This window comes from uncultured Chryseobacterium sp. (assembly GCF_936933875.1).
Classification (GTDB): domain Bacteria; phylum Bacteroidota; class Bacteroidia; order Flavobacteriales; family Weeksellaceae; genus CAKZIK01.
Window position 1 is genome coordinate 54,111 of record NZ_CAKZIK010000046.1, and the last position, 16,208, is coordinate 70,318.

18 protein-coding genes and 1 tRNA gene are annotated in these 16,208 nt (G+C 33.0%); 5 read left to right on the forward strand and 14 right to left on the reverse strand.

Going from position 1 to position 16,208, the window contains the following annotated elements:
- Window positions 1-183: 183 nt before the first annotated feature.
- From Q0252_RS07105 to Q0252_RS07160, 12 genes are all read right to left on the reverse strand, one after another.
- On the reverse strand, window positions 184-444 hold the full coding sequence (locus Q0252_RS07105; protein ID WP_297984880.1) for a DUF3853 family protein: 261 nt from the start codon (window positions 442-444) through the stop codon (window positions 184-186).
- Window positions 445-601: 157 nt separating this feature from the next.
- On the reverse strand, window positions 602-1,138 hold the full coding sequence (locus Q0252_RS07110; protein ID WP_297984882.1) for a hypothetical protein: 537 nt from the start codon (window positions 1,136-1,138) through the stop codon (window positions 602-604).
- A 108-nt stretch (window positions 1,139-1,246) separates the two neighbouring features.
- Window positions 1,247-1,885: a DoxX family membrane protein gene (locus tag Q0252_RS07115; protein WP_297984883.1), complete on the reverse strand. Its 639-nt coding sequence runs from the start codon at window positions 1,883-1,885 to the stop codon at window positions 1,247-1,249.
- 1 nt (window position 1,886) lies between these two features.
- Complete coding sequence (locus Q0252_RS07120) at window positions 1,887-2,759, reverse strand: carboxypeptidase-like regulatory domain-containing protein (protein WP_297984885.1); 873 nt, start codon at window positions 2,757-2,759, stop codon at window positions 1,887-1,889.
- Window positions 2,760-2,780: 21 nt separating this feature from the next.
- Window positions 2,781-3,323 carry a TlpA disulfide reductase family protein gene (locus Q0252_RS07125; protein ID WP_297984887.1) on the reverse strand — a complete coding sequence of 181 codons (543 nt, stop codon included), beginning with the start codon at window positions 3,321-3,323 and terminating at the stop codon, window positions 2,781-2,783.
- Between the two features lie 6 nt (window positions 3,324-3,329).
- The gene (locus tag Q0252_RS07130) at window positions 3,330-3,923 is read right to left on the reverse strand and encodes a hypothetical protein (protein ID WP_297984889.1); all 594 of its coding nucleotides are present in this window, start codon (window positions 3,921-3,923) and stop codon (window positions 3,330-3,332) included.
- A 13-nt stretch (window positions 3,924-3,936) separates the two neighbouring features.
- Entirely contained in the window at window positions 3,937-5,067 is a 1,131-nt protein-coding gene (locus Q0252_RS07135; RefSeq protein WP_297984890.1) for a hypothetical protein, read from the reverse strand.
- 24 nt (window positions 5,068-5,091) lie between these two features.
- Entirely contained in the window at window positions 5,092-6,108 is a 1,017-nt protein-coding gene (locus Q0252_RS07140) for a hypothetical protein (RefSeq protein ID WP_297984891.1), read from the reverse strand.
- A 5-nt stretch (window positions 6,109-6,113) separates the two neighbouring features.
- Window positions 6,114-7,271, reverse strand: coding sequence for a hypothetical protein (locus Q0252_RS07145; protein WP_297984893.1), 1,158 nt, complete (start codon window positions 7,269-7,271; stop codon window positions 6,114-6,116).
- Window positions 7,272-7,279: 8 nt separating this feature from the next.
- On the reverse strand, window positions 7,280-8,008 hold the full coding sequence (locus tag Q0252_RS07150; RefSeq protein WP_297984895.1) for a hypothetical protein: 729 nt from the start codon (window positions 8,006-8,008) through the stop codon (window positions 7,280-7,282).
- Window positions 8,009-8,031: 23 nt separating this feature from the next.
- Complete coding sequence (locus Q0252_RS07155) at window positions 8,032-8,865, reverse strand: GLPGLI family protein (RefSeq protein ID WP_297984897.1); 834 nt, start codon at window positions 8,863-8,865, stop codon at window positions 8,032-8,034.
- Window positions 8,855-10,021, reverse strand: a complete 1,167-nt coding sequence (locus Q0252_RS07160) for a hypothetical protein (protein WP_297984898.1) — start codon at window positions 10,019-10,021, stop codon at window positions 8,855-8,857. Before Q0252_RS07160 ends, Q0252_RS07155 begins: the two co-directional genes overlap by 11 nt.
- 129 nt (window positions 10,022-10,150) lie before the next feature.
- Here Q0252_RS07160 and Q0252_RS07165 point away from each other — a divergent pair, with 129 nt between their 5' ends.
- Entirely contained in the window at window positions 10,151-10,792 is a 642-nt protein-coding gene (locus Q0252_RS07165; protein ID WP_297984900.1) for a TetR/AcrR family transcriptional regulator, read from the forward strand.
- A 245-nt stretch (window positions 10,793-11,037) separates the two neighbouring features.
- Here the strand turns inward: Q0252_RS07165 and Q0252_RS07170 are convergent.
- Window positions 11,038-11,108: transfer RNA gene (locus Q0252_RS07170), tRNA-Gln, on the reverse strand.
- Between the two features lie 93 nt (window positions 11,109-11,201).
- On the opposite strand from Q0252_RS07170, the gene Q0252_RS07175 reads away from it, so the two are divergent.
- The 4 genes from Q0252_RS07175 (at window position 11,202) to Q0252_RS07190 (ending at window position 14,252) form a co-directional block, all read left to right on the forward strand.
- The gene (locus tag Q0252_RS07175; protein ID WP_297984902.1) at window positions 11,202-12,293 is read left to right on the forward strand and encodes an AMP-binding protein; all 1,092 of its coding nucleotides are present in this window, start codon (window positions 11,202-11,204) and stop codon (window positions 12,291-12,293) included.
- On the forward strand, window positions 12,290-12,682 hold the full coding sequence (gene arfB / locus Q0252_RS07180) for an alternative ribosome rescue aminoacyl-tRNA hydrolase ArfB (RefSeq protein WP_297984904.1): 393 nt from the start codon (window positions 12,290-12,292) through the stop codon (window positions 12,680-12,682). Before Q0252_RS07175 ends, arfB begins: the two co-directional genes overlap by 4 nt.
- 59 nt (window positions 12,683-12,741) lie before the next feature.
- Window positions 12,742-13,716: a deoxyhypusine synthase family protein gene (locus Q0252_RS07185; RefSeq protein WP_297984905.1), complete on the forward strand. Its 975-nt coding sequence runs from the start codon at window positions 12,742-12,744 to the stop codon at window positions 13,714-13,716.
- 227 nt (window positions 13,717-13,943) lie between these two features.
- Window positions 13,944-14,252, forward strand: coding sequence for an MGMT family protein (locus Q0252_RS07190; RefSeq protein WP_297984906.1), 309 nt, complete (start codon window positions 13,944-13,946; stop codon window positions 14,250-14,252).
- Between the two features lie 52 nt (window positions 14,253-14,304).
- Here Q0252_RS07190 and htpG read toward each other — a convergent pair whose 3' ends face one another.
- Window positions 14,305-16,200 carry a molecular chaperone HtpG gene (htpG, locus tag Q0252_RS07195; RefSeq protein ID WP_297984908.1) on the reverse strand — a complete coding sequence of 632 codons (1,896 nt, stop codon included), beginning with the start codon at window positions 16,198-16,200 and terminating at the stop codon, window positions 14,305-14,307.
- Between the last annotated feature and the right edge of the window lie 8 nt (window positions 16,201-16,208).

Genomic DNA, 16,208 nt, shown 5'->3' on the forward strand with positions numbered 1-16,208 from the left:
CAACTTGTATAGTTTTGCTTTATAACAAAGTTCATAAAAACTTGTAAAACACCTATAAATACTGAAAATCATTAAAGTTTTGTTATATCAAACTTAGTTACACTTGTATACTTTTCATCAAAAAGCCGAAAAAATTCCGTTTCTGTGTTCAAAATTTTTGAACCAATTTTGCACTCTTCATTTTTACACAGAACTATTTTTAGATAATAATCGAAGTGCTTTCTCCACATCAATTACCATCATTCTTCCATTTTGGAAAATGGCATCATCTAGAATGCCCGATGCTTTTATATTGTAGGCTTTAGAGCGGGAACATCCCAAAATTTTCGCCAATCCTTTGATGCCGTATTCGTATGTTTTTTCTTTGCTAATTTCTCGTTGCAATTCTTTGAACTCATCTATGGTGAGTTCCCAAAGATATTTCTTTGTTTCATTTCCCTTCATTGTGTTTTAACTTATATTTTGGTTAAAAATAATCTGATTAAAGGGATGCTACAAGATATTCAACTGTTGGAGAAGTAGATTGATTGGTGTTTAAGGATGTTTTTCAGTGATTGAAACCATTCCTCGTTTACATAGAAATGTTATTCGGCAGTTCTTTCTATGAGAAATATATTGTTATGATTACAGCAATAATTGAAACTGCTAATGCAATTAGACTTAAATTTATTGCTTTTTTGTTCAGGTTATAAGATTGATAATTGTAAAAGCCTGTTAATGCAAGATTCTGAAGTGTTCTTTCCTGAAGAATTTTCACACCTAATTTTGTTAACTGAAAAATTGGAACAACTGTTTCCTCTTTTCTATAAGGTTCAATATAACCAAGTTTAATCATCTCAATTATAACAGCATATATTTTTTGAATAGAAACTTTATCAAAAAAATATCTAGGAACTTTTTCGGATAATACTATTTCAAGAATTTCTTTTAAATTTAATGATTCTCTGAAAGTGAAAGTGTCCAAAATAGAAGACATCAAAAAACTTTCTTCATAAATTTTTTCGGCGATAGTTTTGTCAGATTTTTTTTGAAATTCTCCGAAATTATAAACTTCCCATTTGTTTTTAATTTTTCTTGTTTTTTCCAACAATTCTAAAAACTCTTGATTTTGTTTTATTTCAATTTCATCTTTGGTCATTATTTAAAAACTAGTTTTATTAATTAGTTTGGTTAGAATTGCCTTAACACCCAAATATACATAATTTCTATTACCTAAATCATTTAAAATCAATCTTGCTGATTAGTCTTAAAACACCTTCATCAACGTTTCCCACAAATGCTTCATCGCTTGAATCATTTCTTTCGGTTGCGTAATCAAATAATAAATAACACCCGGAACTGCTGAAGATAATTCTAAAAAAAATGCTAAAATCGGCAAAATCAAATACATCCAAATCGGGAATTTGAATTTGGTGGAAACTCCTTTCGTTGCAGAAATCCACATTTGTTTTACCCTTTCTTTGTAATGGAAAAGAATCAGAAAACAAAGAATGAAATAAAACCCAAAACGGGTCGTAAATCCTTTCGCCATCGATTCATTCATAAAGGAAATGTCCATCAACCAAATATTGAGCGCAATTGGAATAAACATTAACACGCCTAAAATTACGGTACGATTGTAAATCAAAAGCAAACCACAAACAATCTGCAGAATCCCGACGACACTTTTTATTGGTTCGTGGTCGAAAAGATACCACATTACGCGAAATGTGCTTAAATCTTTCAGCGGAGTTGCCAACTCCTGCGCCGAAACTCCAAATTGACCACCATCAATTAATTTTGCATAACCATAATTGATGAAATTGAGCGCAAGAACAAATCTCGCGATTAAAATAAAATAATCGTAACCTTTGGAATTCGTGATACGGAATAATTTTTCCTTCATTTTACTTTTCAATTTTCACATCCACATTAATCGCAGGAACGATACTCGCAGGAAGAACTCTCCACGGTTCGAGATAACTTCTTTGAAAAGCTTTTCCTAAAAATCCTGCGCTGACAAAGAAATTGCCTTCAAAATTCCTGTCTAATGGTTGGAAACTGATAAAGTATTTCCCTTTCAGCCAAATGTTTTTCTTTGAAACATCAAGCGTGAAAACACCGTCCTTTATCTCACTCTTCGAAATCTCAAAAACAAGGTCTTCCGAATTGATTAGTTGATTGGGTTTTCCATCTTTCTCATCATAAATGTTGAATCTTGTAGGAAGCGGTTTGTCTAAAGTGAATTGAGCAAAATTGATATGAATCTTCAAGAGTTTTGCGTTTTTCTTCGGTTCAATCGAAATCGCGATTTCACTTTGCGGTTGGCTGAGTTCTTCGTCGGTATAACGTTTTTTCGCTCCCACTGAATTTTTGGAGAGATAATCAATATGCAGACTTTTGGATTTTGAGTTGTAACCCAAATTTGCATCTTTGAATTTTTTCGGCGTAATCACGATTTCAGGAATATCGCTGATTCTTTCTTCCAAGAAAATCTGATGTTTGTTTTGTGAAATAAATTTTCCTACGGAAATTTGATAGGGTTTAAATCCTGCTACTTCCACAATTAAGTTTCCACTTTTATTCACATTGGTAAAATCCAAAGAAAAGTTTCCCTTTTCATCGGCAATCGCTCCGAAAGTTTCGTTCTGAATTCCGATTTTGGCGAAAGGAACGGGTTGTTTGGTTTCGTTGGAAATGATGGTTCCGTGTATGGTTTGTGAGGAAAACCAATTGAAAAATAGGAGGAATATTAATAAATCAAGGTGTTTGAATTTCATTTTCTTTAGTGTTTAAGCCATCTAATTTAAGTTTTGAGTCAACAAACCCTCAAGTTCTTTCTGAGAAATATTCTTCTTGATAATTTTTCCATTTTCATCTAAAAGAAAGTTGGTCGGAAAAACCTTAATTGTCCATTTAGCGGATTGTTTTGAATTTTCATCGAGATAAATTGTCCAAGGAATTTCAAACTCTTCGATTGTTTTGTGAAGATTAGGTAATGCGAAAGTTTTATCTGTCGCGATTCCTACCATTTCAAAACCTTTCGGATTAAATTTACCATAAAGTTCTTTATATTTCGGAAGTTCTTCTCTGCAAGGTTTGCAATGGCTGAACCAAAAATCCACTAAAGTATATTTCGCTTTTGGCAGTTGAAATTTGACCGACTTTTTCTGCAAATCTGTAATTTCAGGAATTGGGAACTGATTTCCTACAGAAAAAAGTTTGGCTTCTTTTATAGCAGAAAAAAGAACTTTTGAAGAATTTTTAGATTTAATATTTTTAGAGAGATTGTTGTATGTTTTCTCATAAATTTCTTTGTATCCATGCCGTTCAAATTTCTCCACTAATTTTCAAAAAGCAACATAAGATTCTGAATGTTTCTTTGTGTACTGAAATAATAGTTCATCTTCTTTTGCCGAAATATTTGCTTCAAATTTTGAATGTTCCTCCCAAAATTCTTGCGGAAATTTATCCACACTTCCATATTTCTCAAAAGTGCTTTTATTATAAAATGCTCTTTCTTCAATCTCTTTATTAACCGATAAAAAGAAACTAGTAAACTGCTTAACCTCCTTCTCAATGCTTTTATCAGAAGTTGTCACCGTAAATTTTTCTGAATCTATCGAACCTAAAATGACTTTTTGACGCGTATTATTCAGGTAAGAATTATCGCTCATAAAAAATGAGTTTTCGTTAATTTTCTCAATAAAAATATAGGGATAGAAAAAATTATCCTCAAATTTTTTGATTTTAAAATCAAACTTTTTGTCTTTAACAGAAATCGTGTCTATCAAAGTATTTGCGGAATAATATTTTGAATCAAATTTTGGGGCTACTAAAAGTTCATTGGATTTTCTGAAAGATGTTCCTTGAATGGAATAAGTTTGGGATAACAGAAAATTGCATGCTAAAAAAAGTGCGCAAATGATATATTTTGTTTTCATGTAATTTTTTTTGTTATTTCAAATTATTTGGAAAGTCCTTTTGTTTAGAAATCTTCGCGATTCTTTTCCTTAAAACAGAATTAAGGTTTTCATTTTTCTTAAGTATTTTCGAATTTAAATATCTCAACAAATCTTCATCTGTTTTCGTGGACTTAAATGCGGAAATCAGCTCTGCTTTTCCTCCTTTTTCCAAAATCAAATCACATAAAACTGCTCCAATTACATATTGTGGATTTGTGTTTTCATCCAATTCAAAAAAGTCAAAAGGTTTTGAAAGATTGATTTCCTGATGTTTTTCTAAATATTCATTGACTCTTTTTGTGTGGTAAATCAAAGGTTTTCCCAAATGCGCTTTGTCTTTTGAAATATATGCCGAAATCCCTGTCAAAAGCAATTCGTTTGCATTGGGGAAATTTTTGTTGATGAAGTGCGTAAGCTCGTGATAGTGATTTGCTCCTGCTTTTTCCGTCGCAAAAATGAAATTATTCTTCTCTTCAAAATAGCCACATTCTTCGGACATTCCTTTGCTGAAAATAAATTCGTAGCCGAGAATATCAAAAATGTGGTCGCAATTTTTTGCAATGAAATAAGTGAGTTTTTCGGTTTGAACATTGAAAGTTTTGCATAAATCTGAATAAAAATTTTCTGCTTCATCAATCTCGTTTTGTTTCAAATCATAATCAGGTTGATAAATATATTTGATGTTTTTTGAGTTGGTCGATTTCCAATTTTTAGTAATTTCAAAAAGATAATTGGAGAGTTTGACCTGATTTCCTTCTTTAATCGCAACAACATTCGTAATGGCAAAAACATCTTTATTTTCCTGTTCAAAAAGCGATTTTATCAAATATTTATTCTCGGAAATTCGAATGATACTCAAAATCCGATTGTCAAAACCCCAATTCATAAGCGATGGATTTAGAATTCCTTCCATATCCAAAACATTGAAGTTTGAAAGATTCTTCGTTTCACTTTCAGCCCAAAAATCTTTGGAATCACTTTTAAGATAGGATTGCCATAATTCCACAATTGATTTTGTGTCACTGTTGTTAAGGTTTACATTGAAGTTTGTGGTAAAAGTTTGTGAGGAAAACCAATTGGAAAACAAAAGGATTATTAGAAAACAAAGAGTTTTAAATTTCATTATTTATTGTTTTTGGTTAAGTTTTTACTTTAAAGTCCATTCAACAAAATCATTCATTACTTCTTTCCAATGTGGTTTGTCGTGGTTTGCTCTTCCATTTTCATCTACTTGAAAAAAATTATGTTCAAGGTTTAAATATCTTTTATAAGTCAAATTATTTTTATGATTTCTGATAAAATATAACGGAACCAAATCACATAAATCACTTGCAATGTCGTTGGTTCCATACGCCAAATAAATCGGCTTTTCAATTGCTAACCAATCATCAATTAAAGGTTCTGAAAATGATTTCCAAGCAATTAAACCCAAATTTGTTTTTAGTTTTTCGGGGTTATGCGCGTCACGATAAATTGCATATTGTTCCTCAATTTCTATATCTGCTTTTTCCCAACTTATTTTTTTACTTTCTGCATCTTTTCGCGAATCTCTTATGTTTTGGTCAATTCTTCCAAAAGGATTTGCGCCAAACAAACCCAATTTTGATTCTGCTTTATAATTTTTTTCAACTTTTGTGGCGACTTTTGAACCTTGTGAATGTCCTGCAACAATTAATTTCGATTTATCAACCCACTTTTGTTTCTTTAAAAAATTCAAAACTTTTATCGCACGGTTTGTATAATTTTCTAAAAAATCTGCCTTCTGAAATTCTTCTGTGGGCATATTTTTGTCTTTAGAATTTCCAAAATACCAATACGAGTCATTTAATTGATTTTCTTCTGCAATTAATGGAGTTTTGGGCATTGAAATAACCACCAAATGATAATATTTCTTGATTTTTTCTACATCAAAATTTGTAATTCCTCCGCCAATTAACCAAGTTCCTTCTTTTGAATTTACATAGAGCGGATAAGGGAGCGAACCTTGACACCAAAGAAAAACAGGTTTTTTACTTTCAAGTTTTGTATCAAAAACGATAAAATCTATATTTTCATTTTTGTTAGGAATTTGAAAACTTGTTGATTCTCCATTAATCACATTTCCTTTCTGTCCGAAAATAAAATTGAAGGTTAGAAATGTAAAAAAGATAAGGTAAAATTTCATAGATTTTAGTTTAATTTTTCCGCATATTCCTCCTTAAAATGCTTATTCGGTTTCAGATAAACCACATTATTCTGAAAATCCAAAATCGCATTGAACCTTTTCAAAATCTCGTTTCCTAAAAAATTTGTTTTGAAACCCGCAGGTTTGTTATAAGAATTTATTTGTGCGGGAACGCTTTTTAAAACATATTTTCCAAAATGTAGTTTCGGAAGCAAAACCGTTTTTACGGGGATTTCCTCATTCTGACTGTTATACATTTTTGTTTCCTTGATTAGTTTAAAGTCTTCATTTCCTAAACTATTTTCTTTCAAAATGTCATTATCCAACATTACCGCTCTTTGATAACCGCTGTCAAAAAGATAGCGAGTTTTATGTTTTTTGCCGTTTTGTTCTAAATCAAGATAAATACAAAAGTGTTCACGCATTAATTCCATATCAAACCTTTCGTAATCTTTACTGATTTTGGGAAGTTTAGAATGGGCAATCATCAAATTCTTATCATAATCGATTTCTAAAACTTTTCCGTCGAAAGCATTCCAACCAAACATTCCGTCTGTTTCTTGTCCTGTAGTATCGATGGGATAAATCTGCTGATGTTTCCATTCGAGATTTCCGATTTTGAAATGGTTGTCACTAATGTCGTTCATCGTCAACTTTTTTCCTTCGGGATTTAGAAACTTTTTTATGGATGATTTTATCAAATAAAAATCTATCGAACCTGTATCGAAAGTGAGAAAAATAGTGTCTTTTTTATTGAGAACCGATTTTACTTTGATATTGTTGAACTCCGTAATTTGAAAGAGAATTGTATCTCGTAAGACAGGTTTCGCCTTGGAAAAGTTTACAATTTCGGGACTTTCAAATGTCGTGTGGCAAGAATCTTTCCCTTTCAATAAAACAATGAAATCAAATTTTTGCTTTGGTTTTAGTTTAACTTCAATAGAATCGATATCTGTAACAAGTTTTACCGATTTTGTTTTGGCGATTTTTCCTGTGGTGTACACATCGGGTTTCAGTTTTGGGTTTAATGTCCAATCCGTTATTATTTCGCCGCTTTCAATGATTTTTACATTTTGGGAATTGGATTTGATGATGGGAAGTTTCTTTTGGGAGAAACTGAAATTTATTACGATGAGAAAAAGTAGAAATAGAATTTTTTTCATTAAGATACTTAAATAGTATTATTGTTCGTGTAAAATTCAATTATCTCGGATTTCTGCAGAAGTTGCTCCATATACTTTTTAAGATTTTCAGTAGTTAAATCCTGATTTTCTTTTATTTGAATACTTCGCAAACTACCATCTTTTTGTGGTGCAATAAGAATAATTTTACCATATTTCAAATTATATAGTTTCATATTCACAATTGCAAACTGTTCATTTTCAATTGTGATGAATGCAGAAAAATCAATCTGATTATTTTTGGTTTTAATATAACCTTGTCCAATTGCATCGGGAAAGTTTCTTGAAACGATTTGTGATTTCATCGATGAAAAGTCTTTATCATCAATAAAGTCAGTTAAAACCGCAATGGTAAAAAAGACATTATCTTTTTCTTTTACTCTATATTTATTCAGTTTACTCTTACCTTCAAAAAAACTTGTATAAACTACCTTTTTGCCGTTCACATCAATTCCGTAGAAGTTTCCAAGTGTTCCAATTCCTGCAAAGGTGTTTTTACTAATGCTGTCATAATCGGGATATGGAAAAATGCCGTATGTAAATGGCCCCATTTTTTCACCTTTAATTGCCAATTCTTCTTTTACTCTATTAAAATCGAGCGCATTATTTTGGTTCTGAACCTCTAGTTGTTTTTCTCTGACTTTCGAGATTACATCGTAGTTTTGCGCACTACAGGAAATTGCAAAAAGTGCAAAAAACAGAAAGTGGATTAATTTCATATCAATTTTTAAAGAATTATCAATTATTTATTCGGATACACAATCGCCTTATCCAATTCAATTGGATTATTAAACTTCTTCAATTGAGTTCGCAACGATTCATTTATCTCTCTTTGGTTTTTCGAGTTCACCACAGTTCCATCGTTTAGAAAGAATTCGGAATTATTTGATGAACCACTTGCATTTTTAATGAAATTCACAGGAGAATCATAGTAAGAAAGTTTGGAACTTTTGTATTTTTCCCAAGTTACAGGAACGCTCATTTTTTTCGACATTTCAATGAATTGGTTTTCTTGCGATTCTTTATAGTTTTCAGATTTTACCAATGAAAATTTATAGTTTTCTTTGTCGTCTTCGAGTTCTACAATTAATCCGGGCAATCCGTGAAATTTATATGGACCTTCCTGAAATGGGATTTCCTTTGCAAACCAAGCAATCCAATTTCTTTTCCCCCAATTTGTGGTGGCTTTTTGTAATGTCAAACCATTGATAACTTTCTTTTCATCCGATAATTTCCAATTTTGGGAATCTTTAGATTTTAGGTTTAAAACCGTGTTTTCAAGCAAATCATATTCTTCAAATTCTTGGCTTCCCTTTTTGTGCGAAATAATATTTGAAGTATTGAGTTTAATGTCTATTGGAAAAGGAATATTGTTGTTAATCAACGAATCTGCAACGAAAAAATCACGTGAATAATAATCGGAATGCGTCACAAAAATATCCAAATTCCAATTTTCTTTGGTCATCAAAGTGGAAGTAGAATCTTTTTTATATTCCACATCATAGATGAAACGGTGCGTTTGTGAATTTGCTAGAAAACCAAAAAACGCAAATAATATCAGTAATTTATTCTTCATCGGCTTTTTCATTTATGAATTGTTCTTCTTCTTTACTTAAAAGTATTTCGCCTTTGTCATCGGAAACTTTCATTTTGTTCCAAAAGGATTTATAGATTTCCACAGGATTTTCCACACCTTTTGCTTCGGTTGCTTTGAAATTTCTAAAAATAATTTCTCTCGCAGAACGGAATTCAAAAGTTTTTGTATCCGTAATCGTTTTAAATCCTTCTGCAACAACACTCACTTTTGAGGGAACATATTTTTCTCCATTTTTATAAAACTCGAAAAGGACTGTTCCATCGCCGAGTTGTCGCGAATATTCTTTTCCGTTTTCATCTTTCAATTTTTCGGGAAGAAATTTGCTTTGGCTAAAACTCATTTCATAATAAGTAATCGCTTTGTCTTTTTCGTTGTAATTGATTTTTCCTTTGTATAAAAGATTTTCATCGGTTTTTACCGAAAATGAGATTTCCTGTTCATCACCATTTTCGTAAATTAATCTTCCAGTTGTAACTGATTTTTTCAACCCTATAAAGCGATTCAATCTGAAAAGTTCATAACTAAAAAAGAGATTTCCGATATAATCGTGACCTTGATTTTGTTTTTTTACCTTAATAAAATTTTCATAAGGTTTTGATTTCAAATATCTTAAATCATCGATTTGCAATTGGACAAAATTGTCAAACTTATTGCTGAATGCTTCCTTTGCATTGTAACTTCCATCTCTGCTCCAAAATTTTCCGTCTGCAATCATCAACAGTTTCATATCGTTGTTTTCAAATGCTCTCTGCTTAATTGTAACATCGTAAATTGCTGATTTGTCATAATAAATATCGGAATATCGGTTGGACACTTCTTTGAAAATTTTTTTCACATCGATATTTACAATCTTCACTTCCTCGATGTCCTGATAAAGTGGCTTCAAAGAAATTATTTCCGAAACTTTGTTCAATTTTTCAGTTAGATAACCTGATTTTGAAATTTCTAAATCCTTTACATTTTCAGGAATTAAGGCGAAACCATCGTCATTGGAATAGACCACTTCATTGGAGAAAAGAAGACGCACATTAGAAATCGGTTTCGAATCTTGTGAATCGACAATTTTGATTTTCTTCAGATTTTGCGAGAACATTAATCCGCTGAAGAGGAAAAGTAATAATTGAAAATATTTCATTCTAATCAGTTTACAAAAGCAAATATATAAACATTTCACAACGCTGTGATTTGAAAATTGTTAAACTTTTCACAATAGTGCGAAATAAAGATTTGAAAATGATGTAAATTTGTACAAAACGCAACATCAATGGCTAGAAAACGCATACAAGGAACTATACGCGACAAGGAAAAAACAAAAGAAAAATTACTTTCTGCGGTTGGAGAAATCCTGAAAAACAGCGGATTTACCGGACTGAACGCAAGTAAAATTGCCAAAGCAGCCGATGTTGATAGAAAACTAATCTATGAATATTTCGGCTCACCTGACGAATTGATTACGACCTATATAAAATCGCAAGATTATTGGGATAACGCATCTAAAAACACTGAAGATTTAATTTTAGAAAATAAATCCGATAACGGAAAAACGCTAACTAAAGAATTCCTGAAAGGACAACTAAAGACAATGATTAATAATGGTGAACTCCAAAAAATCATCACTTGGGAACTTTCAGAACCGCATCCACTTTTGAAAAAACTCGCCGAGCAACGGGAAGAACAAGGAGAATTGCTTTTCGCTAATCTCACCGATTCCTATTTTAAAGAAAATGCCGAAACTTTTCGTGCGATACAGGCATTGCTAATTTCGGGAATCTATTATTTGAGTATTCATAATAGTGTAAATGGCAGCAAATTCTGCGGAATTGATTTGAATACTGAAGAAGGCGAGAAAACTTTTGAGAAAGCGCTTGATTTGGTGGTGGATTTGGTGTATGAAAAACAATCGTGATGAATAACAAAAAGAGAACTCTAGCACTGATTCAATTGCAAGATACTATAGACAAAACGATACAATAGAAAAGAAGAAATTGTCTTTGAAATAAATAAAATATTAATAAAACCACTAATGCTTGCAATAAATAATATCATACAAAGTCATAGGGTGTCACAAAGAAAAAAGCCAGTTTTAAGCACTTATAATGGCTGTAAAACTGGCTGTATTTTCTTTAACTAACTGATTATCAGTTAAAAATGTAGACTCACAGGGATTCGAACCCCAGATGACTGAACCAAAATCAGTAGTGTTACCGCTACACCATGAGTCTGTCCTTTTAAGTGGTGCAAATTTAATACAAATTTCTTTATTAGCAAGAATTTTTATATAAAAACTTATTTTTTTTTGCTTTAAATTCGTGGTCGTGAAGAGGATTGATTTTAACAGCCACCATTTCAATAATTTAAATCCGGAAAACGATTTTGAAAAGAAAGTCCTGAATTTTTTGCAGGAATGGTTTTCGGATTCAAAGTGTGTAAAAGTGCAGACTTCCGGTTCTACAGGCGTTCCCAAGATTTTTGAAATTGGAAAGGAGCAAATGAGTTTCTCCGCAAGAATGACCTGCGATTTTCTTGGTTTGAAAGAAGGCGATACGGCATTACTTTGTCTGCCTGTTGAATATATTTCCGGAAAAATGATGGCAGTTCGTTCGATTGAGAGAAAATTAAATCTGTTCGTTCAAAACCCGTCAGTCAATCCTCTAACTTATTTAAATGAATGTATTGATTTCTGCGCAATGACGCCACTTCAGGTTGAAAACAGTCTTGATAAAATTCACTTCATCAAGAACTTAATTATCGGAGGAGCTGCAGTTTCAGAAAGCTTGAAAGCTAAAATTTCTCAAACGCTCAAAAGTTCAGAGAATCAAACCAGAATTTTCGAGACGTACGGAATGTCCGAAACCCTTTCACATATCGCTTTGAAAAGAATTTTTCCTGATGCGGAAGAATGGTTTACCGTGTTTGATGGCGTAGAAATTACGCTTGATGAGAGAGGTTGTCTCAATATTTTTGCTCCGAATCTCAATTCTGCAAAACTTCAAACTAATGATTTAGTTGAAATTAAGAATCAGAAACAGTTTCGATTTTTAGGAAGATTAGATAATGTTATCAATTCAGGTGGCTCCAAAATATATCCGGAAGAACTGGAAGCCATTGCGAAAAAAGAAATAGAAAACGAATTGGTGTTCCTTGGAATTTCTGATGAATCTTTAGGGCAGAAATTAGTTTTAGTCATTGAAGGGAAGGAAAATGAGGATTTAATCAACAAAATTAGAAACTTAAAATTCGAGAAATCTTTTTACCAGCCAAAAGAGATTATTTTTATTGAAGCCATCGCAAGAACGCCAAACGGAAAGATTAACAGGCGTCAACTTTTGCAACAGATATTAACCAAACCGTCAAAGTTTCAGAGAAATTTTGACATCCCTCCAAAGGAGGAGAATTTAGAAAAATGAAAAACTTTAGTTCAGAATTGTCTTACAAAACTTCGCGGAGTTCCGGCGCAGGTGGACAAAACGTGAACAAGGTTGAAACGTCTGTTACAGTGATGTGGAATGTTGCAGAAAGTGCATTTTTCAGTGAGGAAGAAAAAGAAAGAATTACTTCAAAACTCAAAAACCGAATCAATTCCGAAGGTATTTTTCAACTTACCGTTTCCGAAAGCCGAACTCAACTTCAAAACAAAAAAATCGCGACCGAGAAAATCATCGAGTTAGTCAATAAATCTTTGGTAGTTCAAAAACCTCGCAAAGCAACCAAACCATCAAAAGCGCAAGTTGAAAAACGCCTTATAACCAAGAAAAAACTTTCGGATAAAAAAGAGAACCGTCGTTTCAGGATGTAATTTACTTGCCTCTTTTTACTTGGCTCTTAAATCCCTATCTTTGCTCAAACATTAAAAAAATGAGCAAACCGATTACAGAATTTATCGAAAAATATTATCTGCACTTCAATGCAGCGGCTTTGGTGGACGCATCAAAAGGATATGTTGCGCACCTGAAAGACGGGGGAAAAATGATGATTACCCTTGCTGGAGCAATGTCGACAGCGGAATTAGGAAAAATTTTGGCTGAAATGATCCGTCAGGACAAAGTGGATATCATTTCGTGTACTGGGGCGAATTTGGAAGAAGATTTGATGAATTTGGTAGCGCACTCTCACTACGAAAGAGTTCCGCATTACAGGGATTTAACGCCGCAGGAAGAATGGGATTTGCTGGAGCGCGGTCTTAACCGAGTTACGGATACGTGTATTCCTGAAGAAGAGGCTTTCAGAAGGTTGCAGAAGCATATCTACGAAATTTGGAAAGACGCCGAAGCGAAAGGAGAGCGTTATTTCCCGCACGAATATATGTACAAAATGTTGTTGTCCGGCGTTTTGGAACAGTATTACGAAATCCCGAAAGAAAATTCATGGATGTTGGCTGCAGCGGAAAAAAATCTTCCGATTGTCGTTCCGGGTTGGGAAGATTCTACGATGGGAAATATTTTCGCGAGCTACTGTATTAAAGGCGAATTGCAGCCTTCAACAATGAAATCCGGTATTGAATATATGACGTTCCTTGCAGATTGGTATCCAAAAAACTGCAGCGGAAAAGGGGTTGGATTTTTCCAGATTGGTGGAGGAATCGCGGGAGATTTCCCAATATGTGTGGTTCCGATGCTGTATCAGGATTTGGAGATGCACGACATTCCTTTTTGGTCTTACTTCTGCCAAATTTCGGATTCTACGACGTCTTACGGTTCCTATTCCGGAGCTGTGCCGAACGAAAAAATCACGTGGGGGAAACTGGATATCACTACACCGAAATTTATCGTTGAAAGTGACGCAACCATTTGTGCACCGCTGATGTTCTCTTATATTTTGGAGAATTCTTAAACCTAAAATTTTAGTTTTAAATCAAAATCCCGCAATTTTTTGTGGGATTTTTTTTGGAGCAACACTGTTGGCTTTTCTTCAGCTTGCAGTCCGGTTTTCTGCACTCGCTTTTTTCGTGGCGGTCTCGTCATTTACGAGACCGCCACGAAAAAGAGCTCAAACAAATGCTTCAACCCGGGCTAGAACTTCTTGCGTTTTTTCTTCCTAAATTTTCTAACTTTGAGTTGATGAACGAAATATTCAAATCCCAGGTTTTCGAAATTATTCGCATGATTCCGGAAGGTCGTGTGACGAGTTACGGCGCTATTGCAAAAGCATTAGGTTATCCCAATCATTCGCGACATGTTGGAAATGCATTAAGTAATTATGATGAAGATTTTCCGGCGCATCGTGTCTGTAATTCTTCAGGAGTGATTACGGCAGAAAGCTGTATTCCCAAATTCACGGAAAAATTGAAAAATGAAGGAGTGGAAGTAAAGGGAAACAAAATTCAGAACTTCAAAAAAATATTTTGGAATCCCTTGGAAGAAATTTAAAAAAAAAACGGCAGAACATAATCCTACCGCTTTTATATTTTGAATCTGTGAGTTATTTCTTTAAATTTTGATAGCTTTTCTGAATAAAATCAGTTAATTCTTTTCCTTTAAGAAGGTTCTGAGAAAGCTTAGCTAAATCTAAAGCATATTGGATATTAGCTTTTTTAGTTTCAGAATTTTCAATTTTTAATAATTCTGAAGCGAAATTTGAGTTAGAATTTACCACCAAATTATACATTTCTGGAAAATTGCCCATTCCGAACATTCCGCCGCCGCCAGTTGCTTGCATATCTTTCATACGACGCATAAATTCTGGTTGTGTAATGATGAAAGGTTCATCATCGCTTGCTAAATCTTCTAACTGAACGGTGAATTTCTGATTATTTACAGATTCTTCAATTTCTTTTTTCAAAGATTCTTTTTCGGTGTCATTTAACTTCGAGATGATAGGCTCATCTTTTTTTATCAAATTATTTACGTGATCTGCATCTACTCGCACAAATTGTACTTTTTCTTTTGCAGACTCTAGTTTTTGAATAAGGTGTGGAACAATTGGTGAATCTAATAATAAAACTTCATACCCTTTATCTTTAGCAGTTTGAATGTAGGAATATTGCTCATCCACATTCGATGCATAAAGAATGATTAAGTTTCCGTCTTTATCGGTTTGGATTGGTTTAATTTTTTCGTCTAATTCGTTCCAAAGATAATATTTGCCGTCTGTGCTCGGGTAAAGAGCGAATTTATCAGATTTTTCAAAGAATTTATCTTCAGAAATCATTCCGTATTCAATAACAATCTTAATGTCGTTCCATTTTTGTTCATAATCTTCACGGTTTTCATTAATTAAAGAAACCATTTTATCAGCAACTTTTTTGGTGATGTAAGAAGATATTTTTTTAACAGCACCATCAGCTTGAAGATATGAACGAGAAACATTCAAAGGAATGTCTGGCGAATCAATAACACCTCTTAAAAGCATCAAGAAATCTGGTACAATTCCTTTAACTTCATCGGTAATAAAAACTTGGTTTTGGTATAATTGGATTTTATCTTTTTCGATGTTGAGATTGTTTCCAAGCTTTGGAAAGAACAAAATCCCTGTTAAATTAAATGGATAATCTACATTTAGATGAATATGGAAAAGGGGTTCCTCATATTGCATCGGGTATAACTCGTGATAGAATTTTGTGTAATCTGCTTCGGTTAAATCAGATGGTGCAATAGTCCAAGCTGGAGTAGGATTATTGATGATGTTATCCACTTCTTCAGTTTCTGGTTTTGCATCTTCCGCAGCGCCTTCTGGTAATGGTAGAGTAACTGTTTTTGTTCCGAATTTAATAGGGACTGGCATAAATTTGTTGTATTTAGCCAAAAGTTCTTTAATTCTGTATTCATCTAAAAATTCTTTAGAATCTTCAGAAATATGCAAAATAATTTCAGTGCCTCTGTCGGTTTTGGTATCAGTTTCTTCAAGGGTGAATTGCGGAGAGCCATCACAAGTCCAATGTACCGCTTTTGTATTTTCTTTATAAGACTTAGAAATTATTTCTACTTTATCTGCCACCATAAATGCAGAGTAGAATCCGAGTCCAAAATGACCAATAATTCCTGAATCTTTTGCGGAATCTTTATATTTTTCCAAGAATTCCTCTGCTCCTGAGAAAGCAACTTGGTTGATGTATTTTTCAACTTCTTCGGCTGTCATACCAATCCCTTGATCGATAATCGTTAAGGTATTTTTTTCTTTATCAGCCTTAACTTCTATTTTAGGATTTCCGTATTCAACTTTTGCTTCACCAATTGTTGTAAGGTGTTTTAGTTTTAAAGTTGCGTCTGTTGCGTTTGAGATTAATTCTCTTAAGAAAATTTCGTGATCGCTGTAGAGAAACTTCTTTATCAATGGGAAAATATTTTCCACTGATACATTAATACTTCCTTTTGTCATTTTATATT

Excerpts from the sequence above, each read along its gene's own strand:
- Q0252_RS07115 (WP_297984883.1), bottom strand. The coding sequence starts at position 1,885 with ATGAAGGAAAAATTATTCCGTATCACGAATTCCAAAGGTTACGATTAT.
- Q0252_RS07140 (WP_297984891.1), bottom strand. The coding sequence starts at position 6,108 with ATGAAATTTTACCTTATCTTTTTTACATTTCTAACCTTCAATTTTATT.
- Q0252_RS07145 (WP_297984893.1), bottom strand. The coding sequence starts at position 7,271 with ATGAAAAAAATTCTATTTCTACTTTTTCTCATCGTAATAAATTTCAGT.
- Q0252_RS07150 (WP_297984895.1), bottom strand. The coding sequence starts at position 8,008 with ATGAAATTAATCCACTTTCTGTTTTTTGCACTTTTTGCAATTTCCTGT.
- Q0252_RS07105 (WP_297984880.1), bottom strand. The coding sequence starts at position 444 with ATGAAGGGAAATGAAACAAAGAAATATCTTTGGGAACTCACCATAGAT.
- Q0252_RS07165 (WP_297984900.1), top strand. The coding sequence starts at position 10,151 with ATGGCTAGAAAACGCATACAAGGAACTATACGCGACAAGGAAAAAACA.
- Q0252_RS07130 (WP_297984889.1), bottom strand. The coding sequence starts at position 3,923 with ATGAAAACAAAATATATCATTTGCGCACTTTTTTTAGCATGCAATTTT.
- arfB (WP_297984904.1), top strand. The coding sequence starts at position 12,290 with ATGAAAAACTTTAGTTCAGAATTGTCTTACAAAACTTCGCGGAGTTCC.
- Q0252_RS07190 (WP_297984906.1), top strand. The coding sequence starts at position 13,944 with ATGAACGAAATATTCAAATCCCAGGTTTTCGAAATTATTCGCATGATT.
- Q0252_RS07155 (WP_297984897.1), bottom strand. The coding sequence starts at position 8,865 with ATGAAGAATAAATTACTGATATTATTTGCGTTTTTTGGTTTTCTAGCA.
- Q0252_RS07110 (WP_297984882.1), bottom strand. The coding sequence starts at position 1,138 with ATGACCAAAGATGAAATTGAAATAAAACAAAATCAAGAGTTTTTAGAA.
- Q0252_RS07120 (WP_297984885.1), bottom strand. The coding sequence starts at position 2,759 with ATGAAATTCAAACACCTTGATTTATTAATATTCCTCCTATTTTTCAAT.
- Q0252_RS07135 (WP_297984890.1), bottom strand. The coding sequence starts at position 5,067 with ATGAAATTTAAAACTCTTTGTTTTCTAATAATCCTTTTGTTTTCCAAT.
- Q0252_RS07185 (WP_297984905.1), top strand. The coding sequence starts at position 12,742 with ATGAGCAAACCGATTACAGAATTTATCGAAAAATATTATCTGCACTTC.
- Q0252_RS07160 (WP_297984898.1), bottom strand. The coding sequence starts at position 10,021 with ATGAAATATTTTCAATTATTACTTTTCCTCTTCAGCGGATTAATGTTC.
- htpG (WP_297984908.1), bottom strand. The coding sequence starts at position 16,200 with ATGACAAAAGGAAGTATTAATGTATCAGTGGAAAATATTTTCCCATTG.